Origin of the sequence: Tunturiibacter gelidiferens (assembly GCF_014201335.1) — a bacterium.
Lineage (GTDB): Bacteria > Acidobacteriota > Terriglobia > Terriglobales > Acidobacteriaceae > Edaphobacter > Edaphobacter lichenicola_E.
On the sequence record NZ_JACHEB010000003.1, the window covers coordinates 279,216 to 299,897 of the forward strand.

Annotated in this window: 9 protein-coding genes; 6 read left to right on the top strand and 3 right to left on the bottom strand. The window is 54.9% G+C overall.

Features of this window, described 5'->3' with window-relative positions; all coding sequences use genetic code 11:
* Nucleotides 1–33: 33 nt before the first annotated feature.
* From HDF14_RS07400 to HDF14_RS07410, 3 genes are all read left to right on the top strand, one after another.
* Entirely contained in the window at nucleotides 34–1,047 is a 1,014-nt protein-coding gene (locus tag HDF14_RS07400; protein WP_183975061.1) for a zinc-binding alcohol dehydrogenase family protein, read from the top strand.
* A gap of 44 nt (nucleotides 1,048–1,091) precedes the next feature.
* Nucleotides 1,092–2,420 carry an L-fucose:H+ symporter permease gene (gene fucP / locus HDF14_RS07405; protein WP_183975063.1) on the top strand — a complete coding sequence of 443 codons (1,329 nt, stop codon included), beginning with the start codon at nucleotides 1,092–1,094 and terminating at the stop codon, nucleotides 2,418–2,420.
* 188 nt (nucleotides 2,421–2,608) lie between these two features.
* Nucleotides 2,609–4,207, top strand: a complete 1,599-nt coding sequence (locus HDF14_RS07410; RefSeq protein ID WP_221304592.1) for an alpha-L-fucosidase — start codon at nucleotides 2,609–2,611, stop codon at nucleotides 4,205–4,207.
* Between the two features lie 422 nt (nucleotides 4,208–4,629).
* Here HDF14_RS07410 and HDF14_RS07415 read toward each other — a convergent pair whose 3' ends face one another.
* The 3 genes from HDF14_RS07415 to galA form a co-directional block, all read right to left on the bottom strand.
* On the bottom strand, nucleotides 4,630–5,502 hold the full coding sequence (locus HDF14_RS07415; protein WP_183975067.1) for an inositol oxygenase family protein: 873 nt from the start codon (nucleotides 5,500–5,502) through the stop codon (nucleotides 4,630–4,632).
* Between the two features lie 583 nt (nucleotides 5,503–6,085).
* A complete protein-coding gene (locus HDF14_RS07420) occupies nucleotides 6,086–7,129 on the bottom strand; it encodes a LacI family DNA-binding transcriptional regulator (protein WP_260698097.1) in 1,044 nt (347 codons plus the stop codon).
* A gap of 408 nt (nucleotides 7,130–7,537) precedes the next feature.
* Nucleotides 7,538–10,084 (bottom strand): beta-galactosidase GalA, encoded by a 2,547-nt coding sequence (gene galA, locus HDF14_RS07425; protein WP_183975071.1) that lies wholly within the window; start codon nucleotides 10,082–10,084, stop codon nucleotides 7,538–7,540.
* Between the two features lie 1,050 nt (nucleotides 10,085–11,134).
* On the opposite strand from galA, the gene HDF14_RS07430 reads away from it, so the two are divergent.
* The 3 genes from HDF14_RS07430 to HDF14_RS07440 all read left to right on the top strand — a co-directional run bounded on the left by HDF14_RS07430 (nucleotide 11,135) and on the right by HDF14_RS07440 (nucleotide 20,682).
* Nucleotides 11,135–12,664, top strand: coding sequence for a tetratricopeptide repeat protein (locus HDF14_RS07430; protein WP_183975073.1), 1,530 nt, complete (start codon nucleotides 11,135–11,137; stop codon nucleotides 12,662–12,664).
* Between the two features lie 308 nt (nucleotides 12,665–12,972).
* A complete protein-coding gene (locus HDF14_RS07435; protein ID WP_183975075.1) occupies nucleotides 12,973–16,464 on the top strand; it encodes a TonB-dependent receptor in 3,492 nt (1,163 codons plus the stop codon).
* Nucleotides 16,465–16,794: 330 nt separating this feature from the next.
* Nucleotides 16,795–20,682: an FG-GAP-like repeat-containing protein gene (locus HDF14_RS07440; RefSeq protein WP_183975077.1), complete on the top strand. Its 3,888-nt coding sequence runs from the start codon at nucleotides 16,795–16,797 to the stop codon at nucleotides 20,680–20,682.

A 20,682-nucleotide genomic window follows, 5' to 3' on the forward strand; every position in this document is an offset into this window, starting at 1 on the left:
AGCAGCAGAACAGTCGTGAAAGGGAGCACACAGATGCAGGCACTTGTACTAAAACATGCAGGTGAAGCGACGGTAGAGACGGTAAGAGATCCTTCGCATATTGGCGGAGAGATACTGCTGAAGGTAAAAAGAGTCGGCCTGTGCGGTAGTGATCTGAACAGCTATCGTGGCAAGAACCCGCTCGTGCAGTTTCCACGCATCCTGGGCCATGAGATTGCTGCGACAATCGTCCATGACACGCCGGGGCGGCCGGATCTCGCCGCCGGGACAGATGTGACATTGTCCCCTTACACAAGCTGCGGCAAGTGTGCGTCGTGCAGACGCGGTCGTCCGAACGCATGCCAGTTTAATCAGACGCTCGGCGTACAGCGCGATGGCGCGCTCACCGAATACATTGCAGAGCTTCCGGAGAAACTCTATCCGGCAAAGCTCTCGCTCCAGGAGCTTTGTCTCGTCGAACCGCTTACAGTGGGTTTTCACGCCGTTGCGCGTGGGCGCGTAACCGCAGAGGATACGGTGGCCATCATCGGCTGCGGCGGAGTTGGCTTAGGCTCGGTTGCGGCATCCGGCTCTATCGGAGCACGTACCATTGCAATTGATGTCGATGATAAGAAGTTGGAGCTGGCGCGTAAAGCAGGGGCGACAGATCTCATCAACACCACACTTGATTCGATGCACGACCGCCTGGGTGAACTCACCGGCGGACAGGGGCCCGACGTGATCATCGAGGCTATCGGCCTTCCAGAGACATTTCGTGCGGCCGTCGAAGAGGTCGCATTCACCGGACGAGTGGTCTACATTGGTTACGCTAAAGAACCCGTAGCCTATGAGACACGCCTGTTCGTTCAGAAGGAGCTGGATATTCTAGGGTCTCGAAATGCCCTGCCGGAAGATTTCCATGCCGTCATCCAAATGCTCGAACAAGGTCGATTTCCAGTAGACGATGCTGTGACTGCGATTGTCAGCCTCGACGAAGTACCTGAGTCTCTTGCAGCCTGGAGCAGCGACCCTGCACGGTTTTCCAAGATCATGGTCCGGCTCGATTAACCTGCAAATTCGCCCCGTGCTGTCAACTCTTCAAAGAGGAATGCATGATTCCCGTCACACATCAACAAGACGCCCCCTTCACTCTCCAAGACAACCAGCCTTTAATCGGTCCAGGCCAGAAGGTTCCATTCGCTCTGGTTACCTCGTTGTTTTTTCTTTGGGGCATCCCGAACAACCTCAATGATGTGCTGATTGGCCAGTTTATGAAGTCGTTCACACTGAGCCGCTTTGAGGCTGGTCTGGTCCAGTCGGCCTTCTATCTCGGATACTTTCTGCTGGCCATGCCCGCTGCGTTGTTGATGCGCAAAGCCGGCTATAAGGTGGGTATGATTGCCGGGCTGATGCTCTTCGGTATCGGCGCGTTTCTCTTCTGGCCGGCGGCTCTTTCGATGCGTTATGAGTTCTTTCTTGGAGCGCTCTTCGTCATGGCCGGCGGCCTGGCATTTTTGGAGACAGCGTCCAACCCCTTCATTACGCAGATAGGGGATTCGTCCGGATCCGAACGACGGCTGAATCTTGCCCAGGCCTTCAATCCGTTAGGCGCGATCTCGGGAGTTCTACTCGGAACGATCTTCATCTTCTCAGGAGTTGAACTATCGCCGCAAAGCATCGCCTCTAGCAAGGCGAACCATACCTATGAGGCCTACCTCAAGTCGGAGACGCTACGCGTCGTGACCCCGTATATGGCGCTCGGAATCATCGCCTTCGTATTAGCGGCAGTCTTCCTCCTCGCCAAGTTTCCTCAGATTGCCGCAGAATCGACAGCGGCAGAGGAGAACGAAGGTCGCTTCTCCGAGCTTTTGACCAAGCGGCACTTCCTGCTGGCGGTGGCTACACAGTTCATGTATGTCGGGGCTCAAGTGGGTACGTGGAGTTACTTCATCCAGTACGTCCAGGCTTACGCCCATCAGACGCAGAAGCTTGCCGGCTTTTTTCTTACGGGAACCCTCGTTGCATTCGCCCTCGGACGATTCTCCTCTGCATGGGTTATGCAGCGAGTTCCCCCAGCAAAGCTGATGGGTAACTACGCAGTATCCAATGTTGCGTTGGTCGCACTGGCGATCGCCTTTCCAGGTTGGATAGGCCTCTGGGCCATCTTTCTTACCAGTTTCTTCATGTCAGTCATGTTCCCAACCATCTTTGCGCTGGGTCTCCGAGGCCTCGGCCCCAACACGAAGATTGGAGGGTCTCTCTTAGTAATGTCGATCATCGGGGGCGCCGTTCTGACTCCGGTCATGGGACTGGTTTCGGAGATCGGACACAGTATCGCTCTCGCTTACCTTGTGCCGTTAATTGCCTATGTATGCGTCGCTCTCTTTGCCTTTCTCGCGAATGGCCAGCGTGCGCTGAGCGAATTGGAGATCAACGCCTAGGCACTTTTATCCATATAGTCTATCGTGCGCAACCCTTTTTAATTATTTAAACTTTGGATATCAATGCCATCATCGAAAAAAAATAATCTGCATGAGAAAGGCGAGTAATGCTTACTGCACGAAGAGCACGATCGGACGAATCATGCAGCAGGGAATTCAAATTGCACCGCGCTGCACTAAGCATCCTAATGGCCTTGCTCTTTTCTTCGTCTCTGCCAGGACAGGTGGCCCCGCAATACCTGAGCACTGCCAAGCAGGGCGCAGCACAGATCGATGAGACCTGGCAGAAGGCCGTCGCGAAGTACGACAAGCAGCGTGATGCCTTGCTGACCACGGTGGAGCGGGAGTCGAAGGAAGGACCCTTTCAGCCGGACTGGCAGTCGCTAGCGAACTATCAGGCACCGGACTGGTATCGGGACGCAAAGTTTGGCATCTTCATCCATTGGGGTCTGTACTCCGTACCAGCGTATGGAAGTGAGTGGTATCCGCGCGAGATGTATCTGGAAGGGTCTTCCATCAATAGACACCATGTGGCTACTTATGGGCTGCTGACCCAGTTCGGTTACAAGGACTTCATTCCTATGTTTAAGGCCGAGCACTTCGATCCGCAGGCCTGGGCCAAGCTCTTCAAGGATTCTGGAGCACGATACGTCGTTCCTGTATTTGAGCATCACGATGGATTCGCAATGTATGACAGCGATCTCTCAGACTGGACGGCAAAGAAGATGGGCCCGCACAGGGACCTCGCTGGGGAAATTGCGATGGCGGTTCGAGCCGAAGGACTTCATCTTGGTGCGTCCTCTCATCGTATTGAGCATGACTGGTTCCTCGAAGGTGGCCGCAAGCAGGACTCTGATGTGAACGATCCGAAGTACGCTGCGTTTTACGGACCTGCTCATCCCAGGCTGGGTGACGATGGCGCCGCACTCGCAGAGGACTGGACCTATGTATCCCCAGCGTATGCGAAAGACTGGGTCGCACGAAACGCAGAGATTGTGCAGAAGTACCACCCGGACTTGATCTTCTTTGACTGGTGGATTGGTCAGCCTTCCGTGCGGCCATACGTGGCCGAGTTTGCGGCGTATTACTACAATGAATCTTCGAAACGCGGGCCGGTTGGCATCATCAACTCAAAGCTCGTCGATATGCAGAAGACCTCTGCTGTGCTGGATATTGAGCGCGGGCAGCTGTCTTCCATTCTGCCGGAGACATGGCAGACCGATACCTCAGTGAGCAACAAATCGTGGGGTTACATCGAGAATGATACCTTCAAGACGCCTGAATTTATAGTGCAGCAGCTTGCCGACGTCGTCAGCAAAAACGGTAATCTACTGCTGAACATTGGCCCCCGTTCCGACGGAACGATACCGCAGCCAGTCCAGCAGGTATTACTGGATGTCGGCGCATGGTTGAAGGTAAATGGTAATGCGATCTATGGAACGCGGCCCTGGACAAGCTTTGGCGAAGGGCCCACCAAAGTAGAAGCGGGGTCTTTTCACGATACGCAAACCAAACCTTATACAGCGCAGGACTTTCGTTTCACAACAAATGGTGAGACCTTGTACGCCATCGAGATGGCGTGGCCAAAAGAAGGCGAAGCGGTCATTCATACCTTGAGCAGCGACGTCGTGGGTGCCCGAAAGGTCAACTCAGTCAGCTTGCTTGGTGCGCCCGCGGAATTGACCTTCACTCAACGGACAGACGGATTGCATATCAAAGTGCCTGCAGAAGCTCCCGGTGAATATGCCTATGTTTATCGAATCGGCTTCGAAGATGCAAAGCACTAATAAAGTCCATCTTTGAAGATAGACGAATGGGTTTTTTGTTGAACCGAGAGCCGTCTATCGTTTAGGGGCGGCTTTGTCGGACAGTACTGCGGATGATAAAAGTACGTCGGTCCAATGCCAGCATTCTCTAGATCGCTCGCATCATCCTCACTTCAATTTAAAGCGAATTGCGAGCCCGGTCCTTTACTCTGACCCTGCAATCCGGATGAACTAAAGTGCGGACCTGTTCTGGGCAGGCATTTCACAATAGCTTCGAGCGAAGGCAATGTGGAGACGCGGAAATACCGAGGGACAGTTCTTGGCGTCATTGACATAGGCGAGGCAAGCGAGAGATAGAACTCCGTTGACGGTAATGTTTCGCCAAAGGTAAGCTTGCCGTTGACGTGGAGACCATCGCCGGGTTTCTCGCCTTAGAACGCAGTTTACCAAGCAATTTTATCTGGGAAGAACTCTGCAAATAGGTCATCGTAGTAAGGCTTGAGTTGATTGAAGTCCGGCTTGATATGTCCCTTGGAATAGAGATCATATGGATTGAACTTCAGGACCCATGGCAACATCGCGCGGTCTTGATCGTTGCAGAGATAGTCGTAGGCGCCGTGCCGATGCCAAGCGTAGAACGAGTGATAGCGCAGCATGTACAGGCTCTCCAACGGAAGGTAATTTTTCATGACCTGATAAATGTAGCCATCGTGTCCGAAGGACATCGTCACTTTGTCCAAGCCACAGTTTTCTTCGTAGATGCCCAATTTTGTCTGGTACTGCGGGTTCTGAGAGTCGGGGTTGGCGTGGAAATACTCTGGAAAAACGACTGCGTCAGAATAAGCACAGCCTGTTGGAAAGGTATCCCCCACCACCCCCCACTGCGGTTCGGCGTACAGGCAAAGGCATTTGCCGAGATCATGTACAAATCCCGTCGCCACCATCCAACGCGGATGGCCGTCTTTCCGAATCGCCTCGGAGGTTTGGAGCAAATGTTCGAGTTGCGTCAAATCGGTGTCGGGGTCGCTGTCATCGACCAAAGTGTTTAGGAATTCGGCTGCTTCCCAAATGCTCTTTTCGCCACGCGTAAGCCTGAAGTACTGATGTTCCTTATCCAACGCGTAAGCGTGAGTTTGGTAAGTGTGGTTTAGGCGGTAGAATTCGGCGACACCGGGGTCGGCTTCTGCGTCATATTGGCGGAACTCCTTCTCCGACTTACCTTCCTTATATCGTCCTTCAAGGAACTCCTCCCATTCGTCCATATCGGGCGATAACGGTTTTTTTTGAAGATCGGAGATTTGCGTTGTTGAGCTCATTAGGTGCTCCCGATGGCGATTTGCCAATAACGTTACCGCTAACGATAGTCAAAACAGAGATCATCTGGCAAGCACGGCGATTTATGAGCGGCCCGGCGTCTCGGTTCAGCGAACCTCTTTGCTTGGTTTGACGGCAGAGGTGGGTTGATCGGATGAATCGCGGATCTCGCCGTCTTCGACGCTAGATCGGACAGACCCTCCCCTCAATTACCTCGGTCGCAACCCTGCCGGGCCAGATATTGATGGATGAAGGCGATGGCCATGCTGCCTTCGCCCACGCCTCTCGATAGTCGTTTGATGTAGTTATGACGTATGTCGCCTGTGCGGAACACGGCGGGCAGGCTGGTTTGCAAAGGGAAGACTATTCACCCAGCACGAACTAGGACTTCTAACTGATGAATGGTTCCCCAGAGGCAGCGTTGACTCTTCGTGCCAAGGCTTAAGGAGCCCGCGCTGCAGGGCCTATTGGTTAAAACAGAGAGACATCATGGCCAAGCGGCCTCCAACTACTGTGATCCACTACGCACCTCTGAGAGTTCCACTTTAGCTCAGCGTGGTATGCAACGCGACCTTTTTGGTAGGTCTACTTCTTCGTCTTGACTTTCGGGCCATCTGAGTGAGCTGCGGAATTTCGCATGGTAGACAATCGAGCAATCAAAGTCGGTTCAAGAACGACCTTTTGAGGCGGCTTTGGCACTTTTGATTCGATAATTTCGAGAAGAACCTCTCCCGCCCGCCGACCGATGGCATGGCTTTGTTGATCGATGCTCGAGAGCGGTATTCGCAGGGAGGAGTCATAGTGCAAGTTGCCACATCCAATAACCGCTATGTCGTCGGGCACACTTAGCCCTTCTTCGAAAATCTTTTCCATCGCGCCTATCGCGAGAGGGTCGTTGTAACAAAAAACACCATCGGGGCGAATTTCACGCCCCAACAGTATTTGCATGGCTTGCTTTCCTTGATCGATACTGTCGGCGTCGACATGGGGACGGCTGACGACGTACTCTTTGCGATAGCGAAGCCCATGAGACTGCAGTGCCGCTTGATATCCTTGTAATCGGCCATAACCGGTGCTGTTATTTCGTCCGCTTATATGCGCGATGCGCCGGCAGCCCATCTGAATCAAGTGCTCTGTCGCGATCCGGCCTGCAGCCTCATCGTCGGTTCCAACAAAATTGGATTTGACCTTCGAAAAATTGCGATCGATCAACACGTACGGATCGTTATGGAGTGCAAGCTTGTCGATAGAAGTATTGTTCAGCGCGCAAGATGCGATTACGAGAGCGTCCAGATGGCGTGCTTGCAGTTGACGAATCTCCCGTGCTTCCAATTCAGGATCTTCTTCTGACGACGCGATGATTAAGGAATAGCCCTTCCCTCCGATCACTTGTGAGAGTGATTTTGCTATTTCCGCAAAGAAAGGATGCAGTAGATCGGGCACAATCAGTCCCACGAGGTAACTTCGACCGGTTACCAGGCTGCGTGCCAGGACGTTCGGCTGATAGTCAACTTTCTTAACGTAACTGAGTACTCTCTCGCGGGTTTCGTCGCTAATATCTGGGTGGTCGCGGAGAACTTTTGAAATGGTCACGACTGAGACCCCAAGTTCTTTCGCGATATCTTTCATGCGCATTGTCATAGGGTTAGATGTATCTAATTACCTTTACTTTACAGGAAATATTTTTGGACCATGCCTTCAGCTCGTGGAAGTAACCCCTTCATTCACCTTGTGCTTTCATTCTCAACTTCGTTACTGCGGCCAAATTATAGCCTTACAAGAGAAATCAAAGCCCAACTCGACCACTGCAAACAGACTCATTCCATTCGGCGTGCAACTATCGAAAGCATCTCTTAGACCGGCACTCTATGTGAGGTGGAATCGCGCATAGACTCCGCCATTTCGAAGAGAGGACTCTCGGTGGTCTTCTGGTAGAGATCACCATACACGACGCGGCAGATCACGACGGTAACCCGCGCACGGCGAGAGACAAAATGCACGAGAACCAGGAGATCTTTAGCGGCCTTGTTCTGAGCATCAAGGACGGTCCGCTCTCCGTGGCATAAAGTTTGTCCGGTAAATCGCAAACACACCATCGCGAAACGGAGGCAAGGCGTCGGGATGAGCTGGCGTCCAGCTGTTCATGTCGCTGATTACTAGCTGCTGGTTTGGGTCTGGACTATTCGCTGATGCTGGCGATCGCTTCAAGTTCATCAGTACCAGGGCTTGGCTCGAGATCTCTGCCACGGCCGGAGGCGCCGCGGTCGCTATCACGTTGACGGAGGCGTCGCCGGCGTTCAGGCCAGGGCTTGTAGCATGGAGCGTCAGCTTACCCTTGCCGGCCAGTTCGCTCTGCACAATGATTTGAGCCAGGCCATGGTAGGTGCTGTGTTGGGTGCCCTTCTCCGGTTCGTGGTTGGTAGGGTCGCCATTGTTCAGCCCGATGATGGCGGCAGGACCGCTAAGCGTGAAAGTGACCGGGACATCTGCTGTGGGTACCACAAGTCCTTTTGCATCGACAACCTCCACCGTAATGGGCTGTGCATCGTAGCCGTCACCGGCCAGGCTTTGGCGGTCCGGAGTCAATCGAATGGCCGCGGGAGCACCAGTTGTCTCAACGTCGAAGCGAGCGACCTCCTTGCCGCCGTTGCTCGCTCGCGCTTCCAATGTCCCGGCGCTGTACGGCACCTCAAAGGTCACCATTTCATATTTATCGACAGGCTTCTCGGCAACCGGCTTGCCGTTCAGGAACAGCGCGATAGTTTGGGCGTTCGTCGTCACCATGACCTTGATGGGCTTGCCTTCGCTGCCCGCCCAGTTCCAATGCGGAATTATATGGAGCACAGGGCGGTCGGTGATCCACTGAGCCTGGTGAATCCAGTACGCAGACTTTGGAAAGCCACAGAGGTCCATGATCCCGAAAGAGGAGCCGGCGGCTGGCCAGGAGAGTGGCTGCGGTTCGCCGCGGTAATCGAAACCAGTCCACACCATCGTGCCGAAGATAAAGGGCCGTTCGTTGACCTGCTTCCATGCGTCTCGATGCGAAAGACCCCAGGGTAGTACCTGATCGTCATATGAATCCAGCAGCATTGCTTTTCGATCCGTGGTGTACTGATCGCGAGTGATAACAGTCGACGTGTCTTCGGAACTGAACATCGGTTTAGTCGGGTTGATCCTGTGGTACTCATCGAAGTCCCGATAGACGTAGTTGAAGCCGGCGACATCCGCCGCCTGGGATGCATTGACCGGGTTCAGATCCGAGTTGCTCTGTGCCGCAGTGACCGGGCGCGTCGTGTCCAGTTCCTTGACAGATGCACTCATTCTGCGCACGAGTTGGTAGCCCATCTCTGTGCCCTGCGAGGGCTCCTCATTGAAGACGGACCACATAATGATGCTGGGGTGATTGCGGTCGCGGCGAATCATCCAGTCCAGCTGCCTGAGGTGCTCAGGGCTGGAGCCGAAGTTCCGATTCTCGTCCATTACCATCAGCCCGAGACGATCTGTTGCATCGAGGAACTCCGCGGCAGGCGCGTTGTGCGCGGCTCGATAGGCGTTGGAACCCATCTCTTTCAAGCGGCGTACGCGGAAATCCCACAGCGAATCGGGTACCGCAACTCCAACACCCGCATGATCCTGGTGGTTCGCGGTGCCCATCAGCTTCATAGGCCTGTCGTTCAGGAAGAAGCCTTTGTCGGGATCGAAACGGATGGTGCGGAAGCCGTTGTGAATCGTGAGTTCATCGAGAACCACGCCGTCCCGTTTGACCACCGTGCGCACGGTGTACAAGGTAGGTTGGTCGACCGACCAAAGTCTGGGGGAATTCACCGTGAGCGCGAACTTCGCAATCGATTCTCTTAGAGATTGGACGGTTGTCTCCGTATGACCGCTCACCACTGGTTTGCCTTCAGGATCGATTAGCGTCGACTCGACCTGTACAGTCGATAGGTTCTGTTCCGTGCTGTACAAGGTGGTTTCGATCGGAATCGACCAGGTTCCGTCCGCGCTCTTGACCGGGGCCGCGAAGACCCCGTCGGTCGCAATATGCACGGGGTTTCGTTTAACTAGCCAGGTATGCCGATACATCCCGGCGCCTTCATACCACCAGCCCTCCATAGCGTTCGCGTCCACCTGCACGCTGATCACGTTGAGCTCCTTGCCGAACCTCGCAAACGGTGTCATGTCAATGTAAATGGAGTTGTACCCCGACCAATTTCGCGCCGAGAGTACCCCGTTGACCCAGATCGTCGAGTGGGTCGCGATGCCATCAAGCTGGATCTCCAGGTGTTTTCCGTGGTCCACCGGATCCAGCCGAAAGTATCTGCGATACCAACCGACGCCACGCTGGCGATAGCCTTGGGCTAGGTTGGCGTTCCTGTCGAACGGCTGTTCAACAGCCCAATCGTGCGGTAGGTTCACCAGTTTCCATGAGGAGTCATCGTAGTCCGCTGATGCCGCGCCGGAGGAACTCCCCGCCTTCGCATTGTCGTAGGAGGGCTGGTGTCCGGTGACGATCGGAAAGGGAATGTCTCCCTCATGGAAGAGCCAGCCGCGATCAAGCGATAAGCGCTCTCGGCCGGACTGCACTATTTGGACCGAACTTTGCGCAAAAGCTCTTGTCAGGAACGGCAAGAAAAGGAGGAAGAGAATGAGGCTTAAAAACCTGACGCGGAAAGAGAATAATTTCAATGTGCGCTTCGATCCTGCGGAAATTACGTGCATTCGTGGTGTCCGTTTTCTGTCTCAGTTCGTCCGGTCCCGAGCGTCCCGGCAAGGCTTCTTTAAAGTACACTTAATAATCGATTACTTTATCGTTAAAGTAAATAGCGTTGTGATGACGAGGTCGCGGAGACGAATGGCGTGAGTTCACGCTGTTTGGGGCTCTGAACTCTAAGACTTTGATAGCTGTCTTGCCGCTCCCAAAGTTCCTCTGTATGTATCAATCCTATTGACCCTATGGTTTTACACGGTGGAAGTCGCAGGGTCGAATCCTGATCCCTCTTGGGGAGGGCACAAAATGGCACAAAACTCCGTTTTTCTGCCATTTTCATTGCACCGCCTTTCTCCGTTCGCGCGAGAATAACGCATCCACAACTCTGCTTCTACACCGCCTCACGTTTGTTTTCTATCTGACGATGGGTGTAGATCTCCATCGTCGACGAGAGGTTGGCGTGCCGCATCAGTTCTTGCGCACCTTCACGTCATTGCCACACTTTCACGTCATTGCCACACTCCGACAACAACGAACTGTAGGTGTGCCGGAAGGTATGCCAGACGATCTGTTTGGTGATCTTCGCTCGCTTTGCACGAGCCTGTAATATCTTCTGCAAAGAGGAGATCGCCCAGACCGGCATCTTTCCGAAGACTTCGGGACCGTGAAGCAACTTGAATCTCACAAAAACGCGCACACAATGAAACGGTATAGTAAAGGCCTGCTCGGAAGTCGGGCACGGGTACAGACATCTCCGCATCTATCCTTCCCTCAACCGCTTCTTCTTAAAGCCAAGAAGCTCTACCGACAACGGCCCGTGAAAAAGAGCCCGCAAGACTGAATCTCTCGATTCAACACGTTCCATGCGAAAGCCCCTGGTGAGACGTCTCCTTTATCTTGCACTGCTTCTGTATGCCAGATCCCCGTTGTGCGCACAAGGTGCCCAGAACGATCTTCTGGAGCATGCGATTGACGACGCGGGCCACGGCCGATACTCGTCCTCGAAGGCGAAGATTGAGGCCGTGATCGCGATCAACCCGAATCAGCCTGAACCTTGGTATCAGCTTGGTTTGCTCTACGGACAGATGGCGGACTACCGAAGCGCCGAGACAGCGTTCCGCCATGTACTCGTGCTGGATCCGAAGTCTGCCAAAGCCCACTGCCGGCTCGGACAAACGCTGGTAGCCGAGCCAGATGGAAAGGAGGACTGGGGGGGCGCAGTCGCTGAGTTTCGGTCTGCGCTGGCGTTGGATCCGGACTATCCAGAGGCCAACAGTCTTCTTGGGCTGGGCATGATGCATTTAGGCGACCGAGCGGCAGCGATCGCTATCCTGCGACACGCGATTCAAATGCACCCAACACAGGCTTCTGCGCACCTTAATCTGGCATTGACGCTGGAAGTCCAGCCGGATGGGCAGGATGAGGCGGTCACAGAGTATCGTGCCGCGCTCGCCGCCAAACCCGACGCGCCCGAGACAGAAGCATCGCTCGGTCAACTGCTCCTCAGTCTGGGCCGCTTGCAAGAGGCCGAGCAGGAGTTTCGCGGCGCTCTGCGACTCAATCCCGACCTGCAAGACGCAAACTATGGGCTTGCACGTGTATTGAAGGCGGACAAGAAGGCCGGCGAGGCAGCGGCCGAGTTCGACCTGGCAGTCGAGCAGCAACAGCTTAAACCTGATGGCATTCACGCAATCCGGTTGAGCAATGGAGCGCTGCAACTTGCCGCCAACGGAAATCTTCCTGAAGCGATCGTCAACCTCCAGAATGCGATTCTGCTCAAGCCGAATTACGGAATCGCGAAGTACAACCTAGGGCTCATCCTTGCTGACTCCGGAGATTTTGCAGCGGCGAAGGAGCAGCTGATCAACGCGGCTTCCTTGCTACCCTGGCAGGCGAAGATCTGGTTTGACCTGGGGCGGGTGCTGGTCAAACTCGGCGATACACGCAGGGGTATAGAGAGCGTATCTTGGGCTGTACAGCTCTCGTCCGCAAACCCGACGTTCGTAGCGGAGTTGAATCAGCTTCGCGCCGCAGACCCTCAGGCCCCCCGCGCTCTATCGGGGCCGCCGCGGTTCGGCGCAATGTCCGACACGTTTGCGGCTCGCTTCGCCTTCGCGAAGGAACTGAAGGGACGGGGTGATCTGCTAGGTGCGATCGGGGAACTACTGCGCTCCCTCCAACTCAAGCCGAACGCGCTGGACGCAAGGATCGAGCTCGCAGAGGCCTATGCGTCCCAGTCGCGTTGGAACCGCGTCGTTGAGGAATATCGCAAGGTGCTGCTGGTGGCAGGTGAAGAGAATGTGAGCGGTCATTTGGGCTTGGGTAACGCGCTTCTCAAGACCGGTCGCGCTACTGAGGCTGCCTGGCAGTTCAACGAGGCGCTTAAGCTCAAGCCGGATCTAGCGGCGGCGCGGGCGGGTCTGGAACAAGCTCATCGAAGTTCAAGCCGTCCATAAAGTTGGCGTGCGGATCTGCTTTTTGCGAAATTCAGCCGTAAAAGCAGAAAAAAGGCCCTGCGGGTTCTGTCTACAACACAGCCGCGAAATATCTTGTTGACAAGTTTGCCTGGTCTCACATAGGGTCTTATTGCCTTCGTATATGCCATAAAGTAAACAGTAACTGTAACGCTGTACACAGCATTCGGAGCTAATCGGTGTCGGCGCTGGTTGGCGGTAACTGAATACGTTTAGCCCGAACCAACATTCGGTGAGAGTTTGCAAGCAGTTGTTGAACTTATTGAAGTAAATTTCGGGAGAGCCTGTAGATGACTCAGTCAAAATGCAAAGGTCTGGCGCGCGTGAGTTCGATGTGTACTTCAAGCGGATCAAGTGGCATATCAGGAAGCAACATCGGCCTTGCGATGAAATGGCTAGCTCTTGTCACGGTGTTGCTCGTCGCAGGTAGCCTGTCCGCACAGGTAAACTCAGCGACCCTGCACGGTTTTGTCACTGATCCAACGGGCGCGGCGATCCCGGGAGTTACCATTACCGTGACCAATACCGATAGCGGCGCCGAGCGAGTCAGCCAGACCGACCGCGATGGTCAATACACCATTCCCTCCCTCCAGCCAGGCAAGTATGTCGTCGTCGCGGCATCGAAGGGCTTTAGCGCAGTACGGCAGCAGAACTTGGTGCTGGAGGTCGGCCAGGTAGCAAGCCTTGACCTATCACTGGCGATAGGAAATGCATCGGAGACCGTCACCGTCGAGACTACGACGAATTCGCTCGTGGACACAGAGACCACGCTGGGCAATGTGATTTCGGAGAAGGAGGTTCAAGACCTTCCTTTGAACGGGCGGCAGTTCTCACAACTCCTGGCTCTCTCGCCTGGTGTTGTCCCCATCGATAACTCGCAGAACGCTGGTAAGGCGCCCGGCTTCGGCGCCGGCGCGATCAGCCCCAGCGTTAACGGCCAATCCAATCGCAGTAACACATTCTTCGTGGATGGGATCATCGACTCTGACCCCTTCTTTGGCGGCTTTTCGTTCAGCCCGTCGATTGACGATATCCAGGAGTTCAAGCAGCAGTCTCATACCGACCAAGCAGAGTATGGGCTGTCTACCGGCGCAATCACTAGCATCGTGACGCGGCCAGGTGGCAACACGTTTCATGGATCGGCCTTCGAGTTTCTGCGTAACACCGCGCTGAACACACAAAACAAGTTCGCGCTCGTCAAACAACCCTACCATCTGAACCAATTTGGTGGGTCGTTCGGAGGTCCCATCCTCAAGAACAAGTTTTTCTTCTTCGCAAACTACGAAGGTGGACGCCAAAGCATCGCAGGGCAAAACTTTTACACGGTGCCTTCCGTAGCGGAGCGTGCCGGGAACTTCCAGGGCACGTTACCAGGCGGCGGTACGGCTACCATCTACGATCCATCCACATTCAATCCGACCACGTTTACGGAAACGCCTTTCGCGAACAATACCATTCCCCAAGGTAGTATCGATCCACAGATGCTGGCCTACCTGCAGGCCACGTATCCGTTGCCGAACCTTACGCCGACTGCAACGAATGCGAACAACTACACGAACAACATCGGGAATACAGTGGTTGGCGATCAAGGCAATATCCGCCTTGACTATACTCTTGGACAAAAAGACATCTTCAGCGGACGGTACAGCCAGAATGCTGCGACGATCGCCAACCCGGGAACCCTGAACTCTCAATTTGAGACCGGCTTCAACGGTAGGAACACCGGTGGAAGCTGGGTGCATACCTACACGCCGACCACGATCAGCGAGATCGTCTTTGCCTACAACAGCCTAAACATTCCCCAAGCCCAGGTGACTCCCTACAGCCAACCGGCTGTGTTTACCGCCGCTGGACTTGGAGCCGGATGGAATGAAACACCGGGCGCAATCACGGCGCAGATTATCCCGAGCATCAGCCTAAATGGCGCTAGCTACACCGGCACAAGCTCCGGCTTTGGTCCTATAGGTCCCTCCGACATCATCCAGGTTACGGGTTCGCTTTCGAAACAATTAGGCAGTCACTCGCTAAAGTTTGGCGGATCGTTCTACAGGACCGCTCTTTATACGAACTACTCCGGGAACGGTGTCACGTTCTCTAACAAGGCTACCTGGAATGCGGCTTGCCAATATGCAGGGACTAATCCAACAGCTGCCGCGCAATGCCCAACCTATAATCCGAATGCCGGGAACCTTGGGGGCGGCGGCGATCCTGTCGCGGCACTGCTGCTAAGCTTACCGATCAGCGGCACTAATGACCTTGGAAACTCCGGTGTCAATCTTCGTCAGCACATTATAGGCTTCTTCGCGGAAGACACATGGGCGGTGGGCAAGAAGTTGACAATCAACTATGGCCTACGCTGGGACTACAGCCAACCGATCACAGATACCAACAATCGGATCTCTGCGTATAACATCTATACGCACCAATACTTCATCGCTAAGGGCAATGTGGATATACCTACTACGCCTCTCCCTTCCTATGTTGTGGTGGGTCCGGGCAACACCGTCACCAAACCCAACTACACGTACTTCCAGCCGCGTTTAGGGATTGCTTATAAGATTTTGCCACATACCATTGTCCGGGCTGGTGCAGGTCGTGATTTCGACCTCTTTGGCCTGCCACTCCAGGTGGCGCAACAGTCTCGTGGTGGTTGGCCTTCGGGATACACACAGATCGCCAGTACGCAGAATTTGAATTTCTCGGGCATCTCGATCAAGTCGAACGGCACTCCGGTATCAGGTGAAAATCCCTTCTCCGGGCCCGGAGTTCTGCCGGCTGCTCCGCTCCCAGCGGGTGGTTTGGGCTTCCAGGACGCCAAGTGGCAACCTGCCTCGTCGGTACAGTGGAACTTTGTGGTCGAGCAGGACTTCGGCAAGGCTGGTGTTGTAACGCTGGGCTACGTTGGTTCCCACTCAGAGCATCAGACCCTTGCGAATCCATACAACGTCGCTCTTCCGTCAACCAATCCCGTCCACAACTACCCGGATCAGACTCTCGGATCGCCTGGAACGGATGAGGCGAGCATTGGAAACCTCAATTACCAGTCGTTCCAAGCCTCCTACCGGGTCAATCTGACGCAATCGTTGGTGCTCAACTCATCTTTTACGCTCGCGCGAACCTTCGGTCTCGCGGCATGCCTCGGCGACTTCTACCAATCCTGTGTTCAAAACCCAAATAACTTGAAGGCAGACTATGGTCCAACCGACTTGGATATTCCCGTCATCTTCTCTCTGAACGCAAGCTATAAGCTACCCTTCGGCAAGGGACAACCGTTCCTGACGAGTGGAGTAGGGAGTGCCATCTTTGGGGGCTTCCAACTCAACACCATCATCGCAGCACGTAGTGGACAGGTCATCAATCCCACCAATGGAGTCAATACAGATACAGCTAACGTCGGAGGTGGCCAACAACGAATCAACTTCGTAGGAAACCCGAACAGTGGAGCTCCTCATCAATTGGGTAACTGGTTCAATGCGTCCGCCTTCGCGTTCCCCGCAAACGGTACATATGGTACCGCAGGCATCAACTCTCTGCGTGGTCCCGGCTACGTAAGCGATGATCTTTCCCTCTTCCGGGACCTCACACTCCATGAGCGTCTCAAGTTGGAACTTCGCCTTGAAGCGTTCGACTTGTTCAACCATCCCAATCTGGGCCAGCCTAACGTTGGGTTACCGCTCGCTGCGTTCGGACAGGGAAGCTTCAATACGATCACCAGCACGGTACCCACGTCGGGGCCGGGATCAAACAGAGTGGCTCAGGTCGCTGCCAAGATCCTGTTCTGATGCGGGCTTCCGTCTTAGGCCCGCTACAGGATGCGCAAGTCTTTCCTTGGTCGTTACGCTACCGTTGGTTTGCTTATCTGTGAGACGCTGGATGTTCAGTGGGAGATTTGACTTCGGAAAGGGGCAGGCCGACGTGCTTCGTTCGTTAATCGAATGAGAGGTGAGCCTGGAAGACGGAAGTCTCACAGCAACTCGTCCCCCTGGATGACCTCACACTCGGGAAGCTTCAGTCCTGAAGGAATGTCACGATGTATGCCTGTGACACTAACTGGTTTTCGCCAGTTCTTTCGATTGTAAGCAAGCCCTCAATTTCTCTCGAGCGAACCGCACATGGATTGGCCAGACGACAACAGAGTTCTCCCCCGACCGAACCTTGAGCCCGTGCCGGTGTCGCCACACCGCATCTCTCGCAGGACCTTGCTACGTACTGGCTCAGCCTGCGCCACTCTACAAGCGCTCAGCACTCGCGGGGGTCTCCTTGCAGCGGCCCAGGCTCCACGCTATTCCTCTGAGTCACAACCCTCTCCGCTGATGCCGCCAAAGTGCCTGGTCGGCTCACGCGTGTCGTATCCTCCCTTGCTGGAGCGTTTTATTCAGAAACTGAATCCCGCAAGCGACGTGTTCCCCTCCGAAGTCTACGTAGCCACGATCAACAAAACGCTAAAGCGTTGGAGCCAGTTTCTCTGCAACGCCCCTCTCCGAGGAGACGCGATCCGTGAAAACGCTTCCCCAAAGATTATCGGCAGCTTCCTCAAGCCCTTAAGCACGTCTCCGCTGCGAACCACAGGAGTTCTTCGTGTCGAACGCTGTACGTTTTCGGACGAACTAGTAGCCGCTAACGCTTTCTTACAAGGTTGGGCATCGTGGCTTGCCCCTTTCGCCTCGATCGACGTAGCCGAGTTCGAGATCTTCGGAATACGTATTCTCAGCGACTCCCCCCTCAAGGTGGAGACGGAGATAAGTTACAACGTTGTCGGCCGGGCTACCGACGACGCCCGCGAGCAGCGCGTCGGCACATGGGTGCTGTCTTGGAGTCGGAAGGTGCCGGGTGAAGAGGATGTGTGGACCGTCGAACAATGGGTCGCCCATACGGAACTCCGCAGCCGGCTCACCGGACCAGGCTTCACCGACGTTACCTCGGAATGGATTGTTCCGAATTCTGCGGGCATGGCACAACTGAACCCCGGCATCGATCTTTGGCGGGGCGTCATCGACGGAGCCAGCGGAATTGATGTGTACGGGAACCACGGCGTCGCCGTGGGCGACATCGACGGCAGCGGATTTGATAGCTTCTATGTCTGCCAACCTTCGGGATTGCCCAATCGTCTTTATCGCAATCGCGGCAGCGCAAACTTTGAAGATATTACGGAGCACTCCGGAACCGGCATCCTCGACGGAACCGCATCGGCATTGTTTGTGGACTTCCTCAACCGCGGAAAGCAGGATCTGCTGGTAGTGCGCAGCAGTGGTCCCTTGCTCTTCCTCAATCAAGGGGACGGCCGTTTTTTGCCGCGTCCAGACGCTTTTCACTTTGCCCGTCCCCCGCAAGGGACGTTCACTAGCGCCGCGGCGGCCGACTACAACGGCGATGGTCTGCTCGATGTCTATTTCTGCGTTTACAGCTACTATCAGGGTCTGAGTCAATACTCTTTTCCTTCGCCATTCTATGACGCTCAGAATGGGCCTCCCAATTTTCTCTTCCGTAATCGAGGCGACGGAACGTTTGAGGATTTGACCGCAGCCAGCGGCATGGACAGTAACAATAATCGCTTCAGTTTCGCGGCTGCATGGTGCGACCGCAACAACAACGGCCATCCCGATCTCTATGTAGCGAACGATTTCGGCAGAAAAAATCTTTACCGCAATAACGGGGACGGAACGTTCACCGATGTCGCCCACGAAGCAGGCGTGGAAGACTACGGGCCGGGCATGAGCGCGTGCTGGCTCGACTATGACAATGACGGTCTTCAGGATGTCTATGTCGCGAACATGTGGCTCGCCGAAGGCAAGCGTATTACTGCTGACGAGCATTTTCTGCCCGAGGTCGATCCTGCGATACGCAAGATCTACCAGAAGCACAATGCCGGCAACTCGTTGTACCGCAACAAGGGCGACGGAACCTTCGAGGACAAATCAGCCGCGGGCGGTACCCTGATGGGCGGTTGGTCCTGGTCAAGTGACACTTGGGACTTTGACCACGACGGCTATCCTGATCTTTACGTAGCCAACGGTTTCGTCTCAGGCGAGGACCGCGATGACCTCCAAGGCTTCTTTTGGCGTCAGGTTGTGCAGTGCTCCGCTGTACTCGCGGAGGGCTCGCCTGACTACGAACTCGCGTGGAACGCCGTCAACGAATTGGTCCGATCCGACTATAGCTGGGCCGGATATCAGCGCAATGTATTCTTCCTCAATAACCGCGATCGCACCTTTTCCGAAGTGGGCGGCGCGCTTGGCCTGGACTTGATCGATGATAGCCGCGCCTTCGCACTCAGTGACTTCAATCATGACGGACGTCTCGAATTTGTCCTCAAGAACCGAACCGGTCCGCAGCTTCGCATCCTGCGCAACGATCTAGGGGAGATCGGAAACTCCATTGCCTTTCGACTCACCGGACACACCAGCAACCGTGACGCCATCGGCACAGTCATCACGATTGAGGCTGGTGCGATCCGCCAGAGCAAGTTTCTGTCCGCAGGTTCCGGTTTTGCTTCGCAACATACCAAGGAGTTGTTTTTCGGACTTGGATCGGCGACCGGTCCCATTTCCATCTCTGTACGATGGCCGACCGGGAAGGTTCAACACTTCACAGATCTTCCTGCCAACCATCGCGTGGAAATTGAAGAAGGGAAGCCGGACTTTCATTCGCGGCCCTTCGAAAGTCGGATCGCTCCGGCCCAGGGACCAGGGGAAAGCAAAGTCTCTGCCTCCGTGCCGAAGAGCACATGGCTGATCGAGCCACTCATTGGACCCAGCCTGGCGCTTCCCGACCTAAGCGGCCAGCATCAACAACTCAGCGCCCTGCGTGGATCTCCAGTCCTGATCAGCTTCTTCCGCCTTGATTGCGGGGAGAGCCGGCGTCAGCTCGAAATGTTGCAGCACGGGGCGGCCGACCTGGCCGCTTCCGGGATCTCCGTTCGAGCTGTTGCTTTGAAGGCCGTTGTTGACTTGGCCGAAATCAAAGACTTTGCCAAATCAGCGCGCATCTCCTTCCCTATCCTGCTGTCCGACGACCGCACATCTACCGCATGGAACATTCAGTATCGCTACCTCTTCGATCGGCGTCGCGACATCGAGCCACCGACAACGTTGTTGCTGGACGCGACCGGATCCATCATCTGCATCTATCACGATCTAGTAGATACAAAGAGTATCGTGCACGACTGGACGTCCGCACCCACGACCCCAGAACAACGGTTCGCCCGCGCCATGCCCTTTGCCGGGCCCTACTACGGCAATGCTATTCGACGGGACTACTTCACATTCGGCGTCGCTTTCATTGAGTATGGGTACACGGACGAGGCACAAGCTGCCTTCAAACGTGTCATTGAAATAGATCCTGGCTACGCCAACGCTTGGTTTAATCTGGGCACCATCTACCTCAATAACAAACAATACGACGATGCTAGAAGGTGCCTCAAAGAGACGCTCCGGCTCAGCCCATCCGACGCAGATGCGTGGAACAATCTGGGACTGATCTCCGGCGAAGAGGGCAAGTACGATGAAGCCTTGGAAGAGTTTCGTAGTGCGGCTCGTGCGAACCCTAACTATGAACTGGCTGTACAAAACATGCTGCGAATCTACCAGTTCAAGAACCTTCCTGCGGAGGCGCAAAAGGCGATGGAAGAGCTCATCGCTCTCGCCCCGCAAAACTCCGGCCTGCATCTTGGACTGGCCATGACTCTCGTCGCGCAAAACTCCATGCCGCCCGCTATCGAGCAACTGCAGACGGCAATCCGTCTCAAGCCGAACAACACTGAGGCGCGCAACAATCTCGGCGCCGTCTTCATGCGCATTGGCCGTAATCGTGAAGCTCTGGATCAATTCGAGGAGTGCCGCAGGCTTGCACCGGACTTCGACAGGCCGTACATCAATTCGGCGCTTGCCTACCGCGCCAGCGGACAGTCCACGAAGGCAAACGAAGTGTTGCAGGAGTTTCTTATCCGGCACCCTGACAACACCGATGTTCGTAACTTGCTCGAAAAGCAGGAGGCCCAGTGA

Excerpts from the sequence above, each read along its gene's own strand:
- HDF14_RS07400 (WP_183975061.1), top strand. The coding sequence starts at position 34 with ATGCAGGCACTTGTACTAAAACATGCAGGTGAAGCGACGGTAGAGACG.
- fucP (WP_183975063.1), top strand. The coding sequence starts at position 1,092 with ATGATTCCCGTCACACATCAACAAGACGCCCCCTTCACTCTCCAAGAC.
- HDF14_RS07410 (WP_221304592.1), top strand. The coding sequence starts at position 2,609 with ATGGCCTTGCTCTTTTCTTCGTCTCTGCCAGGACAGGTGGCCCCGCAA.
- HDF14_RS07415 (WP_183975067.1), bottom strand. The coding sequence starts at position 5,502 with ATGAGCTCAACAACGCAAATCTCCGATCTTCAAAAAAAACCGTTATCG.
- HDF14_RS07420 (WP_260698097.1), bottom strand. The coding sequence starts at position 7,129 with ATGAAAGATATCGCGAAAGAACTTGGGGTCTCAGTCGTGACCATTTCA.
- HDF14_RS07435 (WP_183975075.1), top strand. The coding sequence starts at position 12,973 with ATGACTCAGTCAAAATGCAAAGGTCTGGCGCGCGTGAGTTCGATGTGT.
- HDF14_RS07440 (WP_183975077.1), top strand. The coding sequence starts at position 16,795 with ATGGATTGGCCAGACGACAACAGAGTTCTCCCCCGACCGAACCTTGAG.